The 18,407-nt window shown below is 71.6% G+C and carries 15 protein-coding genes, 1 tRNA gene and 2 pseudogenes; 2 read left to right on the top strand and 16 right to left on the bottom strand.

The annotated features are described in order from the left end of the window. Positions 1-20: 20 nt before the first annotated feature. From ACFPK1_RS31515 to ACFPK1_RS31440, 16 genes and pseudogenes are all read right to left on the bottom strand, one after another. Entirely contained in the window at positions 21-1,310 is a 1,290-nt protein-coding gene (locus ACFPK1_RS31515; protein WP_378024899.1) for an MCE family protein, read from the bottom strand. Next, a complete protein-coding gene (locus ACFPK1_RS31510; RefSeq protein ID WP_378024898.1) occupies positions 1,307-2,506 on the bottom strand; it encodes an MCE family protein in 1,200 nt (399 codons plus the stop codon). Before ACFPK1_RS31510 ends, ACFPK1_RS31515 begins: the two co-directional genes overlap by 4 nt. After that, a complete protein-coding gene (locus tag ACFPK1_RS31505) occupies positions 2,503-3,900 on the bottom strand; it encodes an MCE family protein (RefSeq protein WP_378024897.1) in 1,398 nt (465 codons plus the stop codon). The genes ACFPK1_RS31510 and ACFPK1_RS31505 overlap by 4 nt, the downstream gene beginning before the upstream one ends. A gap of 350 nt (positions 3,901-4,250) precedes the next feature. Next, positions 4,251-5,210: pseudogene (locus tag ACFPK1_RS31500) on the bottom strand (MCE family protein); the annotation flags it as partial. Then, positions 5,207-6,247: an MCE family protein gene (locus tag ACFPK1_RS31495; protein ID WP_378024896.1), complete on the bottom strand. Its 1,041-nt coding sequence runs from the start codon at positions 6,245-6,247 to the stop codon at positions 5,207-5,209. The pseudogene ACFPK1_RS31500 and the gene ACFPK1_RS31495, both read right to left, overlap by 4 nt. After that, positions 6,244-7,707 (bottom strand): MCE family protein, encoded by a 1,464-nt coding sequence (locus ACFPK1_RS31490; RefSeq protein ID WP_378024895.1) that lies wholly within the window; start codon positions 7,705-7,707, stop codon positions 6,244-6,246. Before ACFPK1_RS31490 ends, ACFPK1_RS31495 begins: the two co-directional genes overlap by 4 nt. Next, positions 7,704-8,540, bottom strand: coding sequence for an MlaE family ABC transporter permease (locus ACFPK1_RS31485; RefSeq protein ID WP_378024894.1), 837 nt, complete (start codon positions 8,538-8,540; stop codon positions 7,704-7,706). Before ACFPK1_RS31485 ends, ACFPK1_RS31490 begins: the two co-directional genes overlap by 4 nt. 64 nt (positions 8,541-8,604) lie before the next feature. Further along, positions 8,605-9,399, bottom strand: a complete 795-nt coding sequence (locus ACFPK1_RS31480; RefSeq protein WP_378024893.1) for an MlaE family ABC transporter permease — start codon at positions 9,397-9,399, stop codon at positions 8,605-8,607. 929 nt (positions 9,400-10,328) lie between these two features. Further along, positions 10,329-11,327 (bottom strand): annotated as a pseudogene (locus tag ACFPK1_RS31475) (ABC transporter ATP-binding protein); the annotation flags it as partial. 404 nt (positions 11,328-11,731) lie between these two features. Continuing rightward, positions 11,732-12,124, bottom strand: coding sequence for a 50S ribosomal protein L7/L12 (gene rplL / locus ACFPK1_RS31470; RefSeq protein ID WP_378024892.1), 393 nt, complete (start codon positions 12,122-12,124; stop codon positions 11,732-11,734). Positions 12,125-12,170: 46 nt separating this feature from the next. Continuing rightward, complete coding sequence (gene rplJ, locus ACFPK1_RS31465) at positions 12,171-12,779, bottom strand: 50S ribosomal protein L10 (RefSeq protein ID WP_378024891.1); 609 nt, start codon at positions 12,777-12,779, stop codon at positions 12,171-12,173. A 286-nt stretch (positions 12,780-13,065) separates the two neighbouring features. After that, positions 13,066-13,776: a 50S ribosomal protein L1 gene (gene rplA / locus ACFPK1_RS31460; RefSeq protein ID WP_274280583.1), complete on the bottom strand. Its 711-nt coding sequence runs from the start codon at positions 13,774-13,776 to the stop codon at positions 13,066-13,068. Between the two features lie 86 nt (positions 13,777-13,862). After that, a complete protein-coding gene (rplK, locus tag ACFPK1_RS31455) occupies positions 13,863-14,297 on the bottom strand; it encodes a 50S ribosomal protein L11 (protein ID WP_378024890.1) in 435 nt (144 codons plus the stop codon). A 33-nt stretch (positions 14,298-14,330) separates the two neighbouring features. Next, the gene (nusG, locus tag ACFPK1_RS31450) at positions 14,331-15,380 is read right to left on the bottom strand and encodes a transcription termination/antitermination protein NusG (RefSeq protein ID WP_417281746.1); all 1,050 of its coding nucleotides are present in this window, start codon (positions 15,378-15,380) and stop codon (positions 14,331-14,333) included. Between the two features lie 68 nt (positions 15,381-15,448). Further along, positions 15,449-15,847 (bottom strand): preprotein translocase subunit SecE, encoded by a 399-nt coding sequence (gene secE / locus ACFPK1_RS31445; protein WP_378024889.1) that lies wholly within the window; start codon positions 15,845-15,847, stop codon positions 15,449-15,451. Positions 15,848-15,909: 62 nt separating this feature from the next. Then, positions 15,910-15,982 (bottom strand) — tRNA-Trp (locus ACFPK1_RS31440). 188 nt (positions 15,983-16,170) lie between these two features. On the opposite strand from ACFPK1_RS31440, the gene ACFPK1_RS31435 reads away from it, so the two are divergent. Continuing rightward, entirely contained in the window at positions 16,171-17,412 is a 1,242-nt protein-coding gene (locus ACFPK1_RS31435; RefSeq protein ID WP_378024888.1) for a pyridoxal phosphate-dependent aminotransferase, read from the top strand. A gap of 64 nt (positions 17,413-17,476) precedes the next feature. Next, entirely contained in the window at positions 17,477-18,397 is a 921-nt protein-coding gene (locus tag ACFPK1_RS31430; protein ID WP_378024887.1) for an SGNH/GDSL hydrolase family protein, read from the top strand. The last annotated feature ends 10 nt before the right edge of the window (positions 18,398-18,407 follow it).

The raw sequence follows: 18,407 nt of genomic DNA, 5'->3' as shown, positions 1-18,407 counted from the left end.
CGGCGGGGTCGTGCACGGGGTCAGTCGCTGCCGAGCCCCGGGATGATCACCGGCGGGGCTCCGCGCGTGCTGCCCTCGAGGACACCGCTCGCCGGCAGCGCGGCCAGCGCGGCGTTGTCCTGCTGGTCATTCTGCGAGAGACCGGATCCGCCGGCCTCGGCGGGTCCTCGCTGGTTCTCCGAGTCGTACGGCGCGGGGAGGTTCTGGGCGCCGCGGACGTTGATCGGCGGCGCCTCGTTGCACCGGACGCTGGTGTCCATGGGGATGAAGTCCTTCGCCGTGGCCGGCCGCCAGCCCGCGTCGGGCTGGAGGTAGCCCTCGGTGCAGTACGGCGGGTCGGCGATGTTCAGGACCAGGCCGAAGTGCACGCGCCCGTCCGGGCCCGAGTCCTCCGCGTCCTGGAGCACCGACGGCGCCGCCGCCGACAGAGCCGGATACGTGACGAGCACCTGCTCGATCGCCGACTGCCGGGGCTCGAGGATGCGCGACACCGTCAGCAGGTTCGCGATCACGCGGCTCAGGTCGGGGCCGACGTCGCGGATCAGGCCCTCGATCTGCTGGGCCGCCGGCGGGGCGGACTGCACCAGGCGCCGCAGGTTCGGGTCGTCGGCCTTGAGCTGCGCGGTGAACAGCTGGAGGTCGCGGCTGAACGAGATGATCTGCGGTCCGAGCGAGGCCTGGGTGTTGAGCACGATCCGGCCGTCACGCAGCAGCTGGCGGAACGTGGGCAGGTTCGCGATCGCGGCGGGGACCAGCGCGTTCGTGCCGTCGAGCAGGCGCTGGAGGTCCGGGCCGGTCCGGTCGAACGCGTTGAAGAGCTCGTCGACGGTCGTCCGGAGCTCGGGCAGCGGCACCGAGGTCGCCAGCGCGTTGACGTCCGCGAGGAGCTGGTCCACCGGCACCGGGGTGCGGGTGTTCTCCATCGGGATGACGGAGCCCTCGTCGAGGTAGGGCCCGGCGTTGTTCGGCGGCCGCAGGTCGACGTACTGCTCGCCGACCGCCGACCGGTTGGCGATCACCGCGATCGCTGACGCCGGGATGTCGGGCGAGTCCTGCTCGATCTCGAGGTCGACCTCGAGACCCTGCGGGGTGACCCGCATGTCGCCGACCTTGCCGATCTCGACGCCGCGGTAGCTCACCGAGGCGTCCGGGAAAATCCCGCCGGAGTCGGCGAGCTCGACCTTCGCCGTGTAGGGCCCCAGGCCGATGAGGGCGTCGGCGCCGACGTATCGCAGGCCGACGTACACGATGCCCACGATCGAGATGACCGCGAACAGCGCCACCAGGCGCAGCGTCTTCGTGCCGATCATCCGCCGTTCCCTCCGAGACCGGGCAGCTGGGGAACCAGACCGGCGGTGTTCTGGGAGCCGCGCTGTCCGGCTCCGCCGCCCGCGGCCGCATCACCGGCCTGCGGCGTGGTGCCGGGCTGCTGCAGCAACTTGAAGATCGCGTCGACGCCCGGCACCTGGTCGGAGTTCAACAGCGTCGTCAGCAGGCTCTGGAGGTTGATCTGCAGGCTGACGTCGATGTTCGCGAAGTCGCCCTTGATGACGTTGAGCGAGTTGTCGGCGAACGGGATGGTCAGCAGGATCTGCAGCGAGCCCGGCAGCGCGTCCCCGGCCTCGACGAGGTTCCGGAGGATCGGCTGGAGCGCGCGCAGGTCGGCCACGGTGTTGGCCTGGCTGCGCCGGATGACGTCGGTGCCGACCTCGGAGAGCCGCTTCAGCGACTGCAGAGTCTCCACGAGGAGGCCGCGCTGCTGGTTGAGCACGTCGAGGCCCGGGCCGAGGTTGTCGATGACGTTGGCGATCCGGGCACGCTGGTCGACCAACGTGCGCGTGAGGCGCTCGAGCGAGTCGATCGCCCGAACGATGTCGGCCTTCTGCCGATCGAGGGTCCCGACGAGCGTGTCCAGGTTGTTCAGCAGCGAGCGCAGCTGCGCCTCGTTGCCCGACGTCGCCGCGTTGACCTCGCGGGCGATGGTCTGGATCTTCTCGACGCCGCCGCCGTTGAGCAGCAGCGACAGCGCCCCGAGGACTTCCTCGACCTGGGCGCCGACGTCGGTGCGGTCGACGGGGATGACGGCGCCGGCCGCGAGACGCCCCTGCGGCTGCGCGGTCGGCGAGGGCATCAGCTCGACGAACTTCTCACCGAGGAGGCTGGTCTGGCGCAGACGGGCCGTGGCGTTGGCCGGGAGCACCACCGCCCCGTTGACCTCGACCACGACCTGGGCCGTCCAGCCGTCCGGGGCGAGCGACACGTCACGGACCACGCCGACCGGGACGTCGTTGACCCGCACGCTGTTGTTGGCGACGAGGTCGACGACGTTGGTGAACTGCGCAGTGACCGTGTAGGGCTCCGGGCCCAGGGCCGCACCACCCGGGAGGGCGACGTCCTGGATCGACTGGAGGCCGCAGCCGGTGAGGGCGAAGAGCGCCGCGACCAGCAGCGTGACCACGCGCGCGGAGCGGGACAGCGCGCGGGGTGTCGTGCGGGACGCGCTCATCGGTCACTCCCGACGGTCTCGAAGCCGAGGATGCCGCTCCCCGGTTGGGTCGGTGCCGCGTCGCCGGTGCCTTCGCCGGCCGTCCCGCCGTCCGCACCCGTCGCCGGCGCGGCGCCCGGAGCGGCGCCCGGAGCGGCGCCGCCCGGCAGTGCCGTGATCGGCACCAGCGCGTCGAGGGTCGGCTGGTTGTTGAGCAGCTCCAACAGGTTCTGGATGGGGGCCAGAGACAGCCCCAGCGCCGAGGTGTTGACGACCTCGCCCTCCGCGTTGGTCCCGCCGAGGATCGCGCCGCAGACCACCGATGCCCGGGCGACGTCCGTGAGGAGCGGGTCCGCGGGCGCCGCCAGCGCGTTCGGCAGTCCCGGCTGGTTGGCCAGCAGGCTGCAGAGCAGGGCGCGCGGGTCGAAGCCGGCACCGAGGAGCTCCGGCGCGATGACAGGGCGCACGTCGAGCGTGCCGGACCGCGCGTTGTACGAGTTCGTCAGGTTGCCCAGCGCCAGCGGGGCGACGTTGGTGAACTCGGTGACCGCGCGGCGCTGGCGCACGAGGATGTCGGTGATGTTGGCCAGGCGGCCGACGTCGGTCCGGAGGATGTCGCGGTTGTCCCGGATGAACCGGGCGACGTCGTCGAGCGCCGGCGGCAACGTCGCCAGCACCGTCGACAGGTTGCCGCGCTCCGAGGCCAGGAACGCCGAGATGTCGGCGAGCTGGTCGTTGAGCGTGCGCACCGCGCCGTCGTTGCGGGCGAGCATGTTCGTGAACTGGCCGAGGTTGTCGACCGTCGCGAACAGGTTGTCGCGGTTGTCCGCGAGCGTGCCGACGGCGCCGCCGAGCTCGGTGATCGTGCTCTTGAGCAGCTCGCCGTTGCCGCCGAGGGCGCCGGCCGACGAGCGCAACAGATCGTTGAGGGCGCCGGTCTGGTTGGCCCCGTTCGGCCCGAGCGAGCGCGCGATGGTGTCGAGGCTCTGGTACACGCGGTCGAGCTCGACGGGCGTGCCCGTGCGCTCCACCGGGATGACCGCGCCGTCGGCCAGCTGCGGCCCGCCCTCGTAGGTCGGGCCGAGCTGGACGTACCGGTCGCTGACCAGCGTCGGAGCGACGATGACGGCCTGCGCGTCGGCGCGCACCGGTGCCTCGTTGTCGACCTTGAGCACCACCCGGACGATGTCGCCCTGCGGGATGATGTCGTCGACCGACCCGACCGGGATGCCCTGGATCGTCACCTCGTTGTCGATGTAGAGGCCGACGGTGTTGTCGAAGTAGGCCGTGACGGTGCGCTGGCTCCCGCGCTGCAGGGCGTACCAGAGGCCCGCGGTCGCGAGGAGCGCGAGGACCAGCGCGACCGACAGCGTGCGGGCTGCGCTCTCGAAGAACGTGACGAGACGGTTCGACATCAGTTGCCACCACCTGCGCCGCCGGCGGGCGCCGCACCCGCGGGCAGGAGCCCGCCGCCGGCCCCCTGCGTCAGCGCGTCGGTCAGCGCGGCCACGTCGGGCACTCCGTTCGGGAAGAGGATCTGGAGCTGCTGGGGCGTCAGGGCACCCGGGGTGTCCTGGCTGCCGAGCAGCTGTTGGAGCTGGGTCAGCTGCGCCGGGCTCAGACCCGCGATGACGGCCGGCAGGTCCGCCGTCGTCGGCAGCCCCGGGACCGCGAGCTGAGCCAGCGCGTTCTGCAGGATCTGCTGGAGCAGCTGCGGGTTGAACAGCCCGGCCAGGCTCGCGGGGTCCAGACTCGAGCCCGGGTCGCAGTTCTGGTCGCCCGGCGGGTCGAAGTTGCAGATGTACGCGTCGAACCAGCGGCCGTTGCCGACGACGTTGGCGAACACCCGGACGAACGGCGCCAGGAGGCGCAGCCCGTTCTCCAGGTTCGCGGAGTTCTCCTCCAGCGTCCGCAGCACGCCGTCGAGCGACTCGAGCGTCGGCCGCAGCGTCGCCTCGTTGTCGGCGACCAGCCCGCGCAGCTGGGCGGCCAGCGCGATCGTCCCGTTGAGCAGGTTGTCGATGGCGGCCTTGCGGGCGCGCAGCTCGGAGAGCAGCAGGTTGCCGTCGTTGATCAGCCGCTCGATCTCGCCGTCGCGGTCGGCCAGCACCTGGGTGGTGGTCCGGGTGTTGGCCAGCAGCCGGGCGAGCTCCTGGTCGCGCGAGGAGATCGTGCGCGACAGCCGGCTCAGCCCGACGAGCGCGCCCCGCGCCGGACCCGCGGCCCCGTCGAGCGTGTCCGACAGGACCCCCAGGCTCTGGGCGAGCTGGTTCGTGTCGATGTCCTCGACGGTGGTCGAGAGCTGCGAGAACGCCTGGATCACGTCGAACGGCGCACGGGTGCGCGACCGCGGGATGCCCTGGTCGGGGTCCAGCGGACGGTCACCGGCCGGCTCGAGCGCGATGTACTTCTGCCCGAGCACCGTCTTGATCTCGATGGCGGCCGTGGTGCGGTCGCCGATCCAGGCGTCCGGGGCCTTGAACGAGATGACGACGTCGTTGCCCTCGAGCGTGAGGTCGGTGACCGTCCCGATCCGGATGCCCGCGATGCGGACGTCGTCGTCGGGCTGCACGCCGGCCGATTCGCTGAAGCGCGCCGTGTAGGTCGCGCCCTGACCGATGAGGGGCAGGTCCCTGATGTTCAGGGACGCGGCGGTCAGCAGCAGCAGGATCACGATGCTGGCGGCGCCGATCGGGAGGGGGTTCCGCTTGCGGAACGGCTTCATCCGTTGCATCGGTTCGCCGTATCCGGGAGTTGGATGGTGGATCCCAGGTCGATGGGGGGCAGGGGCAGCGGGTCGAAGCTGACGGTGCCGCCCACAGCGCAGAGGTAGAAGTTGAACCAGGAGCCGTAGCTGCCGGCCCGCCCGAAGTTGTTGGCCTTCTGCGGCGTGAGGCGCAGGAAGTTCTCCACGAGCCCGCGGTTGTCGTTGAGGTTGTCCGAGAGCAGGCCCAGCTGGACGATGTCGTCCCGCAGCGGCGGCCGCGCCTCGTCGAGGAGCCCGGCCGTGGCCGTCGTCAGGTCCGCGATCGGCTGCAGGGTCTCGCCGATGCGCACGCGGTCGGCCGCGAGCCCGCTGACCAGCTGCTGCAGCGACACGATCAGCCCGGACAGGCGCTCGTCGCGGGCGTTGACCGTGTCCAGCACCGCGTTCAGGTTGTTGATCAGCGAGCCGATCACGGCGTCGCGGTCGGCGATCGTGGCGGTCAGCGAGGCGGTGCGCGAGAGCAGCGAGTTGACCGTGCCGCCCTCGCCCTGGAGCACCTGGATGATCTCGAACGACAGCTGGTTGATGTCGTTCGGGCTCAGCGCCTGGAACAGCGGCTTGAAGCCGTTGAACACCACGGTGAGGTTGAGCGGCGGGCGCGTCTGGTTCACCGGGATCGTCGCGCCGGGCTGCAGCATCGCGTTCATCGGCCCGTTGCCGCGGGCGACCTCGAGGTACCGCTGGCCCACGAGGTTCTGGTACTTGATCGAGAAGATCGACCCGACCGGCAGGCGCCGTGTCTCGTCGACCTTGAACGACACCTCGGCGACGTTGCGGTCGACGAGCTGCACGTCGGTGACCTGGCCGACGCGGACGCCGGCGATCCGGACGTCGCTGCCGGCGATGAGGCCGGAGGCGTCGGTGAAGCGCGCCGTGTAGTCCTCGGTGCTGCCGAAGTAGGTGTTCTGGATGGCGGTGAGCAGCAGCGCCACCGACAGGATGGTGACGACCGTGAAGATGCCCAGCTTGATCAGCGGTGCGGCCAGCCCCCTCACCGGACCACCGCCTGGGCACCGCGCAGCGTCGCCGCGGACAGGTAGGGCGCGAAGGACGGCACCTCGGCCGGGCGCACGCCCATCTGCATGGCCGTCACCTCGGTCACCAGCTGCCGCTCCTCGGGCGAGTTGGGGGTGTTGGGCAGGCCGATGTTGGCGCCGTCGACGCGCCCGGACGCGGCCTGGCCGGTGGTCTGCCCGCCGCCGGAGGACCGGCGCGCGGAGGCCTGCGTGTCGTCCCCGGTCTGCGAGTCCTCGTCGATCTCACCGGCCTGACCGCCCGCGTACGCGTCCTGTGTCCCGCGCGAGGGGTCGGGCGGGATCGACCCGTCACGGATCGGGCCACCGGGCGGGAACTGCGGCGCCTGGCCCTCGATCTGGTAGCAGCGCGGACCGCGGTCGTCGAGGTACTGCGGCTCCTCGCCGGGCACGTACTTGCCGTTGTCGATCGTGATCTCGGCTTCGATGAGGACACCGGTCGTCGGGCTCAGGACGTTGTTGATGTCCGGCGTGACGTCGGTCAGCTGGCGCAGCAGGCACGGGAACTCCGAGCTGTACCGCGCGAGGGTCTCGAGCGTCGGCCGCGCCGACGCCGCGAGCGCGATGATGTTGTCCCGGTTCGCGCGGAGGAAGTCGGTCGTCACGTTGGACGCCGAGGTCACCGACCGGAACGTCGCCTCGAATGCCGCGCGCTGCTCGACCAGCGTCCGGCTCGTCGTCACCAGGTTGTCCAGCGCCAGAATCAGATCCGGCGCCGCCTGGTTGTAGATGTCCGCCGTCGGCGCCAGGGCCCGCAGGTTGGCCTGCAGGTCGGGCAGCGCCGGCTGGAGGCCCTCCACGTACTGGTTGAGCAGCACCAGCGTGTCGCCCAGTTGCTCGCCGCGGCCCGACAGGGACTGCGAGATCGCGCCGAGGGTGTCGGAGAGCTTCTCCGGCTGCACCGCGGTGAGCACCGGCAGCAGGTTGTTGAGGACCTCTTCGGTCTCGGTGGCGTTCTCCGAGCGGTCTTGGGCGATCGTGTCGCCCTCCTGCAGCGGCCGCGAGCTCGCGTTCGGCGGGATCGCCAGCGACACGTAGCGCTCACCGAAGAGCGTCTTCGGGATGAGGGTCGCCGTCGTGTTGCTGGGGATCGTCGGCAGGAAGTCGGGGTCCATCGCCATCTCGACGACGGCGCCCGACCCGTCGGAGTCGACCGAGGTGATCTCGCCGACGATGACGCCCCGGACCTTCACGTCGCCCTGCTTGGAGAGCTGGTTGCCCACGGTCTCCGTGCGCAGGTAGACGGTCTCGGTCGACTTGAAGACCTTGTTGAAGTTGGCCAGGCAGATCCCCACGACCAGCGCGATCACCAGCAGCATCGCGACGCCCATGAGCCGGCGGCGCGTCGGGCTCAGCGGCGGGCGCTTGTCCTTGATCTGCGGCGGGTCCGGCCGCTCCTGGACCTGGGTCGGGGCGCTCATCCGGCGATCCGGATCGAGGTCGTCGTGCCCCAGATGGCCAGGGTCAGCAGGTTGTCCAGGACGGTGAAGATGACGATCGAGTTCCGCACCGCGTTGCCCACCGCGACGCCCACGCCGGCGGGCCCGCCGCTCGCGTTGTAGCCGTAGAAGCAGTGGATGAGGATGATCGCCAGGGCGAACACCAGCACCTTGCCGAACGAGTACAGGACATCCTGCGGGGGCAGGAACAGGTTGAAGTAGTGGTCGTACGTGCCCGGCGACTGCGTGTAGAAGTTCGTGACCAGCAGCCGCGCCGCCAGGTAGGACGCCACCAGGCCGATGACGTAGAGCGGGATGACCGCGATGAAGCCGGCGACCACGCGCGTCGTCACCAGGAACGGCAGCGAGGGCACCGCCATGACCTCGAGGGCGTCGATCTCCTCCGACACCCGCTGCGCGCCGAGCTGCGCGGTGAAGCCGGCGCCGACCGTCGCGGACAGCGCCAGCGCCGACACCAGCGGCGCGACCTCGCGGGTGTTGAAGTACGCGGTGACGAAGCCCGAGAAGGCCGACGTGCCGATCTGGTTCAGCGCCGAGTAGCTCTGCAGGCCGACGACCGAGCCGGTGAAGAAGGTCAGCGTCGCGACGATGACGACCGTGCCGCCGATGAGCGCGAGCGCGCCCGACCCGAACGCCACCTCGGTGAGCAGCCGGAGGACCTCGCGCCGGTAGCGGGTCACCGACTTGGGGATCCACCCGAGGGTGCGCGCGTAGAAGGACGCCTGGTCGCCGAGGGTGTCGAGGACACCGAGCGGCGCGTCGACGGCACGACGTGCGCGAGAAGTGATCGTCATCGAATCCTGGCCTGGGGAGCGGCGGTCAGAACTGGTCAGACCTTGGTCAGAACTGTCGGGGCACTCAGAACTTGGTCGGGGGAACGAGGTTGAGGTACACGGCCGTCACGATCACGTTGATCGCGAACAGCAGGATGAACGTGATGACGACGGCCTGGTTGACCGCGTCCCCCACGCCCTTCGGCCCGCCGGCGGGGTTGAGCCCGCGGTAGGCGGCGACGATGCCGGCGGCCAGCCCGAACAGGGCCGCCTTGATGAAGCCGACCAGCAGGTCGGTCGGCTTCGACAGCGCCGAGAAGCCCTGCACGTAGGCGCCCGGGGTGACGCCCTGCAGCACGACGTTGAAGTAGTAGCCGCCGGCGACGCCGACGATCGAGACGAGGCCGAACAGCAGCGCCGACACGAGGATCGACGCGAGCACCCGGGGCACCACGAGGCGCTGGATGGGGTTGATGCCCAGCACCTCCATCGCGTCGATCTCCTCGCGGATGGTGCGGGCGCCGAGGTCGGCGCAGATCGCCGACCCGCCCGCCCCGGCCACGAGGAGCGCGCAGATGACGGGGGCCGCCTGCTGGATGACCGCCAGCGTGCTCGCCGCGCCGGAGAACGACTGCGCACCGAACTGCCGGATCAGCGACCCCAGCTGCAGCGAGATGACCGAACCGAACGAGATCGACACGAGCGCCGCGGGGAGGATGCAGACGCGCGAGATGAACCAGCACTGGTCGATGAACTCGCGGGTCTGGAACGGCCGCTGGAAGATCCCGACGACGACGTCGAGGCCCAGGGCGAAGAGCTTGCCCGTCGACGACAGCGCCCCCGCACCGGGGAAGTTGCCGGCCGCGATGCGGTTGCTCACGAGTCGCCCCGCCGGAACATGCGGCGCAGGCCGCCGAGGACGCCCTCGTCGTTGTCCTCGCGCCCGCGCGGCACGCCCTGCTGCTGGTCGGAGGGCCCGCGACCCGTGACGTCACCGGCCGGCGGCGCCTGCTCCTGCGAGCCCGGGCCACCCTCGGCGGGCGGGTCGGCGGCGGCGTCGCCCTGGGGGTCGGGCGCGGCGTCCTGGCCGGGGTTCGGCGCGGTCCAGCCGGAGCGCGAGGGCTGGCGAGGGCTCGACTGCTGCTGAGCCTGCTGCTGCTGGCCCTGCTGCTCGTCGCCCTCCCGGGCGGGACGGGCGGCCATCGGCACGAGCCCGGCGACGCCCTGCTCGCCGGTCTGTTCCGGCTGCTGCGGCGGGTCGTCGCGCCAGCGGTGGCGACCCGCGGCCGCGGCGCCGGCCGCGCCGGCGGCACCCGCCGCGGCAGCCTGCCCGCTCCCCTGCTGATCCTGGGTCTGCTGGTCCTGGGTCTGGTACTGCTCGGTCTGCTGGTCCTGCTGCTGACCGGAGTCGTCGACGGCCTGGAACTGCTCGGTCGGCGGGTCGTCCTGGTCCTGCTGGTCCTGCTGCTCGGGGGACTGGCCGGACTCGTCGGACTGCTCGCCGTCCTCCTTGGTGTGCTCACCGGCCTGCGGGAGCACCACGGTGCCGCCGGCGTCCTCGTCGACCGGCACGCCCACCAGCGGCTCGTCGGACTCCGGGTCGGCCGGCGGGGCCTTGCGCGCCTCGGCGTCGGCGTCCGGGTCGCCGCTGCCGGCCTGGCTGCCCTCGCCCTCGCCCTCGCGGGACCCGCCCTCGACGAGCGAGTTGTCCTCGGCCTCGGCCATCGCCTGGTAGCCGAACGGGTCGGCGTCCTCCGGCGGCTGGTTGCGCGTGATCTCGATGAGCTCGGTGCGGTCCTGGTCCCGGGAGATGCCGTAGCGCTCCTGGTCGGCCTCGGTGAGCTGCTCGAGGATCGCCGTCTGCGCCTTCGGCGGCAGGGTGTGCAGGACCTGCATGACGCGGTCCTTGCGCCGCTGCACCGCCTTGCGCTCGGGGACGCCCTCGCTGACCTCGAGCTGCGGGTCGATGAACGACTCCTCGGACTCCGCCGTCCCGCCCTTCTTCTTCAGCTCCTCCATCTCGGCCTCCATCTGGGCCGAGTCCTTCTCCTCGGACATGCCGATCGGGCCGATGCGACGGCCCTGGAGGAACTGCTGGACGACGGGCTCCTCGGAGGTCAGCAGGACCTCGCGCGGGCCGAACATCACCAGGTTCTTGCGGAACAGCATGCCGATGTTGTCCGGCAGCGACCGCGCCGTGCCCAGGTGGTGGGTGACGATGAGGATCGTCGCGTCGAGCTGGGCGTTGAGGTCGACGATCAGCTGATTCAGGTACGCCGTGCGCACCGGGTCCAGGCCCGAGTCGGGCTCGTCGACCAGGATGATCTCGGGGTCGAGCACCAGCGCGCGGGCCAGGCCGGCGCGCTTCTTCATCCCGCCGGAGATCTCGCCGGGGAGCTTGTCCTCCGCGCCGCCGAGCCCGACCAGGTCGAGCTTCTCCATGACGATGTCCTTGATCTCGGACTCGCCCTTGCGGGTGTGCTCGCGCAGCGGGAACGCGATGTTGTCGAAGAGGTTCATCGAGCCGAACAGCGCGCCGTCCTGGAACAGCACCCCGAACAGCTTGCGGATCTCGTAGAGCTTCGACTCCGAGCACCGCACGAGGTCGGTGTCGTGGATGAAGATCGAGCCCTTCTCGGGCTTGAGGAGACCGATGATCGACTTGAGGAGCACCGACTTACCCGTACCCGACGGGCCGAGGAGGACGCTGACCTCGCCGGCGGGGAGGGTGAGCGTGACGTCGGACCAGATGTTGGAGCTGCCGAAGGACTTCGACAGGTTCTTGATCCCGACCTCGACGCCGGCCATGCACTTCCTCCGCTCGCCGTGATGTCGACGCGTCATGGGCGACGCCTGTTGTCGACGTCATAGAGGCGGCGCTCCCCGTCGGGAGCATCACGTCCTCAACGACGTCCGACAGCGGAGGTTACTGACCCGGAAACCAGCGCAGCCGCCGGGTCCCTCTCGGCCGGTCACGGCGCCGCGTTGCATCTCTCGGGTGGCGCCGAACGGCTGTTGCCACGCGTTCGGTGGAACCCCGGCGACCGCTCACGGCCCGGCACGGCGCCTCGCCGCTCCGCCGGGGGACACCCGTCCGCGAACGGCGCCGTGTGGTGCGCGTCACCCTCCGGCCGGAGGGCCCGGAGACGACGACGGGGCGGGGACCCGAAGGTCCCCGCCCCGTGCGTGCGGTGCTGCGCTCGCGCGCGAGATCAGGTCAGGCTGATCTTCGCGCCGGCCTCCTCGAGCTTCGCCTTGGCGGCCTCGGCGGCCTCCTTGTTGACGCCCTCGAGGATGGGCTTCGGGGCGCTCTCGACGAGCTCCTTGGCCTCCTTGAGGCCCAGGCCCGAGACGACCTCGCGGACGACCTTGATGACCTGGATCTTCTTGTCGCCGGCGCCCTCGAGGACGACGTTGAACTCGTCCTTCTCCTCCTCGGCGGGGGCGGCCGCGCCGGCGCCGCCGGCGGCCGGGGCAGCGGCGGCGACCGGCGCGGCCGCGGTGACCTCGAAGGTGTCCTCGAACTTCTTCACGAACTCGGAGAGCTCGATGAGGGTCATGTCCTTGAAGGCGTCGAGCAGCTCGTCGGTGGACAGCTTCGCCATGGTGGCGGCTCCTATCAGGTAAAGGGGGTGGGGATCGGTGAGGCCGTCAGGCCTCGGCGGTGGCCTCGGCGTCGGCGGACTCGACGGCGGCGACGGCTTCCTCGGTGCTCGCGCTGCCCTCGGACGCACGCTTGTCCTGCAGGGCGGCCGCGAGGCGGGCGATCTGCGAGGCCGGGGCGTTGAACAGCCCGGCGGCCTTGGCCAGGTTGCCCTTCATGGCGCCGGCCAGCTTGCCCAGCAGCACCTCGCGGGACTCGAGGTCCGCGAGCTGGGTGACCTCGGCGGCGGAGAGCGCGCGGCCCTCCATGTACCCGCCCTTGACGATCAGGGCCCTGTTGTCGCGCTGGAAGTCGCGGAGCGCCTTGGCGGCGTCCACGGGCTCCCCGCTGACGAAGGCGATGGCCGTCGGGCCGACGAGCAGGTCGTCGAGTCCCTCGACCCCGGCGTCGGCGGCAGCCCGCTTGACCAGGGTGTTCTTGGCGACCGTGTAGGTCACGTCCGAGCCCAGCGAACGACGCAGCTGCGAGATCTGCTTCATCGACAGGCCGCGGTACTCGGTGACGACCATCGCCGAGGCGTCGCGGAACTCCGCGGCGATCTCGGCGACCGCGGCCACCTTGTCGGCAGCCGGAGCTCTCGTCTCATCTGCAGCCATGCGCGCCTCCTCTCTCGTACTCGGGCGACCGCGTGGTGCTCTCAGGGGCCCGGAACGACGAAACGCCCCGTGCACAGGTGCACGGGGCGTCGGACGGCGCGGGCACGAAGGGCCCGGCGGGGCGTCACGACCCTCGTCCTCCTGCGCGGGCGCCCCGTGCGGGGCCTTCGTCCGTCCGAGCGGGGCTCGGGCGGCGACCTGCGGTCTTCGGTGGATCGGGGTTCGATCTGCGGATCAGTCTACGCGGTCCCCCCGGAGCGCCTGCGCACCAGGGGGACCGTCGCGACTAGCCCTCGGCGGCCAGGAGGTTCCGCGTGCGGTTCGGGTCGACCGGGATGCCCGGGCCCATCGTCGTGGTGACGGTGATCTTCTTGACGTAGCGGCCCTTGGCGGCGGCCGGCTTCGCCCGGAGGATCTCGTCCAGCGCGGCACCGTAGTTCTCGACGAGCTTCTCGGTGTCGAAGCTGGCCTTGCCGATGATCAGGTGCAGGTTCGCCTGCTTGTCGACGCGGAAGTTCACCTTGCCGCCCTTGATGTCGCCGACGGCGCGGGCGACGTCCGGGGTGACGGTGCCGGTCTTGGGGTTGGGCATGAGCCCGCGGGGGCCGAGGATGCGGGCCACGCGGCCGACCTTGGCCATCTGGTCGGGCGCCGCGACGGCGGCGTCGAACTCGAGCCAGCCGCCCTGGATGCGCTCGATGAGGTCGTCGGACCCCACGACGTCGGCTCCGGCCGACTCGGCCTCGCGCGCCTTGTCGCCGGTGGCGAACACGATGACGCGGGCGGTCTTGCCGGTGCCGTGCGGCAGGTTCACGGTGCCGCGGACCATCTGGTCGGCCTTGCGGGGGTCGACGCCCAGCCGCATGGCGACCTCGACGGTCGCGTCCATCGACGTGGTCGTCGTGTCCTTGGCCAGGCCGATGCCCTCGAGGGGGCTGTAGAGCTTGTCGAAGTCCACCTTCTCGGCGGCCTTCTGGTAGGCCTTGCTGCGCTTCATTCTCTGTCCTTCTCGAACGGATCAGGTGTGGTCAGGGCTGCGCGGCCCTCCCACGGGTGCCGGCCGACGGAGGTCGGCCGACGCGGTCACTCGGAGACGGTGAGACCCATCGACCGGGCGGTGCCGGCGATGATCTTCGACGCCTGGTCGAGGTCGTTGGCGTTGAGGTCCTGCATCTTGGTCTGCGCGATCTCGCGGACCTGCTCGGCGGTGACCGAGCCGACCTTCTTGCTGTGCGGCGTCGGGCTGCCGGACTTCACACCGGCCGCCGCGAGCAGCAGCTTGGCCGCCGGCGGGGTCTTGAGCTCGAAGGTGAAGGACCGGTCCTCGTAGACCGAGATCTCCACCGGCACGACCTGACCACGCTGCGCCTCGGTGGCCGCGTTGTAGGCCTTGCAGAACTCCATGATGTTCACGCCGTGCTGGCCCAGGGCCGGGCCGACCGGCGGGGCCGGCGTCGCCGCACCGGCGCTGATCTGCAGCTTGACGACCGCGGAGAGCCGTCGCTTCTTCGGGGGCATGACTTCCTCGTTGTTGCTGGTGGTTTCCGGGTTCTAGATCTTGGAGACCTGGTTGAACCCGAGCTCGACCGGGGTCTCCCGGCCGAAGATCGAGACGAGCACCTTGAGCTTCTGGGCGTCGACGTTGACCTCGGAGATGCTCGCCGGGAGCGTCGCGAACGGGCCGTCCATGACGGTGACCGACTCGCCGACCTCGAAGTCGACCTCGACGGCGGGCTTGCCGGCGGTGTCGTCGGCGCCGGCCTTCTCCGCGCCCTTGGCCTTCTTCGGCGTCTCCTGGCGGGGCAGGAGGAACTTGACGACCTCGTCGAGGGTCAGCGGCGACGGGCGCGAGGTGGCGCCGACGAAACCGGTGACACCCGGGGTGTTGCGCACCGCGCTCCACGAGGCGTCGTTGAGGTCCATCCGCACGAGGATGTAGCCGGGCAGCACCTTGCGCTGGACCTGCTTGCGCTGCCCGTTCTTGATCTCGGTGACCTCTTCGGTGGGCACCTCGACCTGGAAGATGAACTCCTCGACGTCCAGCGTCTGGACACGGGTCTCGAGGTTGGCCTTCACCTTGTTCTCGTAGCCCGCGTAGGAGTGCACGACGTACCAGTCGCCGGGGGCCAGACGCAGCGAGTCCTTGAGGGCCTGCGCCGGGTCGACCTCCTCCTCCTCGACCTCGGCGGCCTCCTCGGCGACCGGCGCCTCGTCGACGCGGAGGTCGTCCTCGGTGTCGTCGCGGGCCGCGATGTCGCCCGCGCCCGCCGACTCCTCGGGGAGGTCGGAGTCGTCCTCGTCCGCCGGGGCGCCGAGGGCGGCGCGGGCGGCCTGCAGGTCGGCCTCGGGGTCGACCGCGTCGTCGGAGTCGTCGTCGCCGTCGGAGGCCCCGGCGTCCTCGGCCTCGCGCGCCTCCTGGGCCGCGCGGGCCACCTCGGCGTCGCTGAGGGTGGCCGGGTTCTCCTCGGTGCTGAGGTCCCCGTACGTGCCGCTGCCCTCACGCACCATGACGCCGCGCGTGCGGGACTCGGCCACGAGCTCGGGCTCGCCGCCGTCGGGGGTGCCGTTCTCGGGCTCTGCGCCGGATCCTGCGGAGGTCACTTCTCACTCACTTCCTTTGCACGGCGGGCACCGCGGCGCGGTGCCCGGCCGGCCGCTCGGCGGAACGGTCAGCCGAAGAGGGCGAACACGGCCTTGGCGAACACCCAGTCGAGGCCTGCCACCAGCGCCACCATGAACGACACGAACACGAGGACGACGAACGTGTAGACCACGATCTGCCGGCGGGTGGGCCAGTGCACCTTGCGGAGCTCGGCCACCACCTCGCGGAGGAACCGCCGCAGGCGGGCGAACAGCGACCCCTGCGACTCCTGGGTGCGGTCCCGCGTCGGGGTGGCCGTGCCCTTGCCCGAGCCCTTGCCCGACGAGCGGGCGCCGTCGGTGTCCGTCGCGTCCCCGCCACTGCCGTTGCCGGCCGCGTCGGCGCGCCGTCGACGGCCGGCGGCGGTGACCGGACGCGCGTCGTCGTCGTCGCTCGCGCGCCGACGCCGGCTGCTGTCCTCGCTCACTGCGCCGTCCTCACCGTCCTCGTCCACACCCCGCCTGGTCGGCGGGCCTCACCGTCGCGGTGCAGGGGCGACAGGACTTGAACCTGCAACCTGCGGTTTTGGAGACCGCTGCTCTGCCAATTGAGCTACGCCCCTGTGGCGTCCCCGGGAGGACGCCGTGGGCCGGGCCGAGGTCGATCCACACGGCGACGAGCGCGCGGGAGCGACGGACGATCCGTCCCGGTGAGCAATGCTACGTCAAGGCCGAGACGTCGACGGCGCCGGGGCAGCAGCGGCGCCCGGGCGGCGAGACGAGCTGGGGCCTTCTCCTAGGATACCGGGACATGACGTCGTCGTCCTCGGCTTCCCTGCACCCCTCCGCGACCGACCGCCGCATCTCGGCCCGCGTCGGCGGGATCGCGGAGTCGGCGACGCTGGCGGTCGATGCGAAGGCCAAGGCGCTCAAGGCGGCCGGGCGCCCGGTGATCGGCTTCGGCGCCGGCGAGCCCGACTTCCCCACGCCGCAGCCGGTGGTCGAGGCCGCGATCGCGGCGTGCTCGGACCCGAAGAACCACCGCTACTCCCCCGCCGCCGGGCTGCCCGAGCTGCGCGACGCGATCGCCGCGAAGACCGCCCGCGACTCGGGGTGGCAGGTCGAGGCGCGCCAGGTGCTCGTCACCAACGGCGGCAAGCAGGCAGTGTTCGAGGCGTTCGCGGCGCTGATCGACCCGGACGACGAGGTGCTGCTGCCCGCGCCGTTCTGGACGACCTACCCCGAGGCCGTGCGCATGGCCGGCGGGAACCCGGTGCAGATCGACACCGACGAGTCGACCGACTTCCTGCCCACCGTCGAGGCGCTCGAGGCCGCCCGCACGCCGCGCACCAAGGCGCTGCTGTGGTGCTCGCCGTCCAACCCCACCGGGGCGGTCGCGCCGCGCGAGCTCGTCGAGGCCGTCGGGCGCTGGGCCGCCGAGCACGGCATCTGGGTGATCGCCGACGAGATCTACGAGCACCTCGTCTACGACGGCGCCGAGCACGTCTCGATGCCGGTGGCGGTGCCCGAGATCGCCGACCGCTGCGTGGTGCTCAACGGCGTCGCGAAGACGTTCGCCATGACCGGCTGGCGGGTCGGCTGGATGATCGGCCCCGCCGACGTCGTCGCGGCCGGGATCAACATGCAGTCGCACCTGACCTCGAACGTCTGCAACGTCGCCCAGCGCGCGGCGCTCGCGGCCGTCACGGGCCCGCTGGACGCGGTGGCCGAGATGCGCGAGGCGTTCGACCGGCGCCGCCGGCTCATCGTCGAGCTGCTCTCGGGCATCGACGGCATCACGTGCCCCGTCCCGCGCGGCGCGTTCTACGCCTACCCGTCGGTGGCCGGGTTGCTCGGCAAGGAGATCCGCGGCGAGCGCCCGCGGACCAGCGTCGACCTCGCCGCGCTCGTGCTCGAGCACGCCGAGGTGGCCGTCGTGCCCGGCGAGGCGTTCGGGACCCCCGGGTACTTCCGGCTGTCCTACGCCCTCGGCGACGACGACCTGCGCACCGGCGTCACCCGCATGGCCGACCTGCTGGCCGAGGCGAAGTAGGACCGGGGATCATCATCCGACGCGTCGGTCCCGCCGGGACCTCGAACTCATCCGAGGAGTGCCGGTGGTCGGCCGGGAGATGCAGCGCAGCAGAACTCGACCCTGGAGACCGCCGATCGTCCTGCGCCTGTTCGTCGCCCTCACCGTCGGGCTCCTCGGAGTCGTCCTCGCGCCGGTGGCGCTGGGCGCCCCGACGGCCGCCGGGCAGGCCTACGTCGCGCTCGGCGACTCCTACACGGCCTCGCCGCTGACCGGTGCCCCGGCGGGTCCGCCGCCGGGGTGCCTGCGCTCGGCGAACAACTACCCGCACCTGGTCGCCGAGCGCACCGCCGCACAGCTGACCGACGTCAGCTGCAGCGGCGCCCGGACCCGCGACTTCGCCGCCCCGCAGCCGGTGCAGGGCGGCGAGAACCCGCCGCAGTACGACGCGCTGGGGGCCGGCACGCAGCTCGTCACCGTCGGGATCGGCGGCAACGACATCGGGTTCTCCGAGATCGTGCAGGCCTGCGTGAGCCCGACGCCGTTCGGCACGCCCTGCCGGGACCGCTACACCCAGGGTCCCCACGACGAGCTCGCGGCGCGCATCGACGACCTCGGCGACCGTCTCGACGACGTCCTCGACGAGGTCCACCGCCGCGCCCCGGACGCCCGCGTCCTGCTCGTCGGCTACCCCTCGGTGCTGCCGGCGCAGGGCCCGGGCTGCTACCCGGTCGTGCCCTACACCCCGGGCGACGTCGAGTACCTGCGCGGCGTGCTGGACCAGTTGAACGGCGAGATCGCCGACGCCGCGGCCGACGGCGACGCGACCTACGTGGACACGCGCACGCCGACCCTGGGCCACGACGTGTGCGCGCTGCCCGGGGAGCGCTGGATCGAGGGCCTCGTCCCGACCGCCCCCGCGGCGCCGGTGCACCCCAACGCGCTCGGGTCGGCGGCGATGTCCCGCGCGGTCCTCGCCACCCTGGGCGTCCCGACCCCCGCCTGAGTCCGTCCCC

Source organism: Actinomycetospora rhizophila (genome assembly GCF_042657905.1).
Taxonomy (GTDB): Bacteria; Actinomycetota; Actinomycetes; order Mycobacteriales; family Pseudonocardiaceae; genus Actinomycetospora; species Actinomycetospora rhizophila.
The sequence above is the reverse complement of the archived record's forward strand: the minus strand, read 5'-3'. Positions and strand labels throughout refer to the sequence as shown.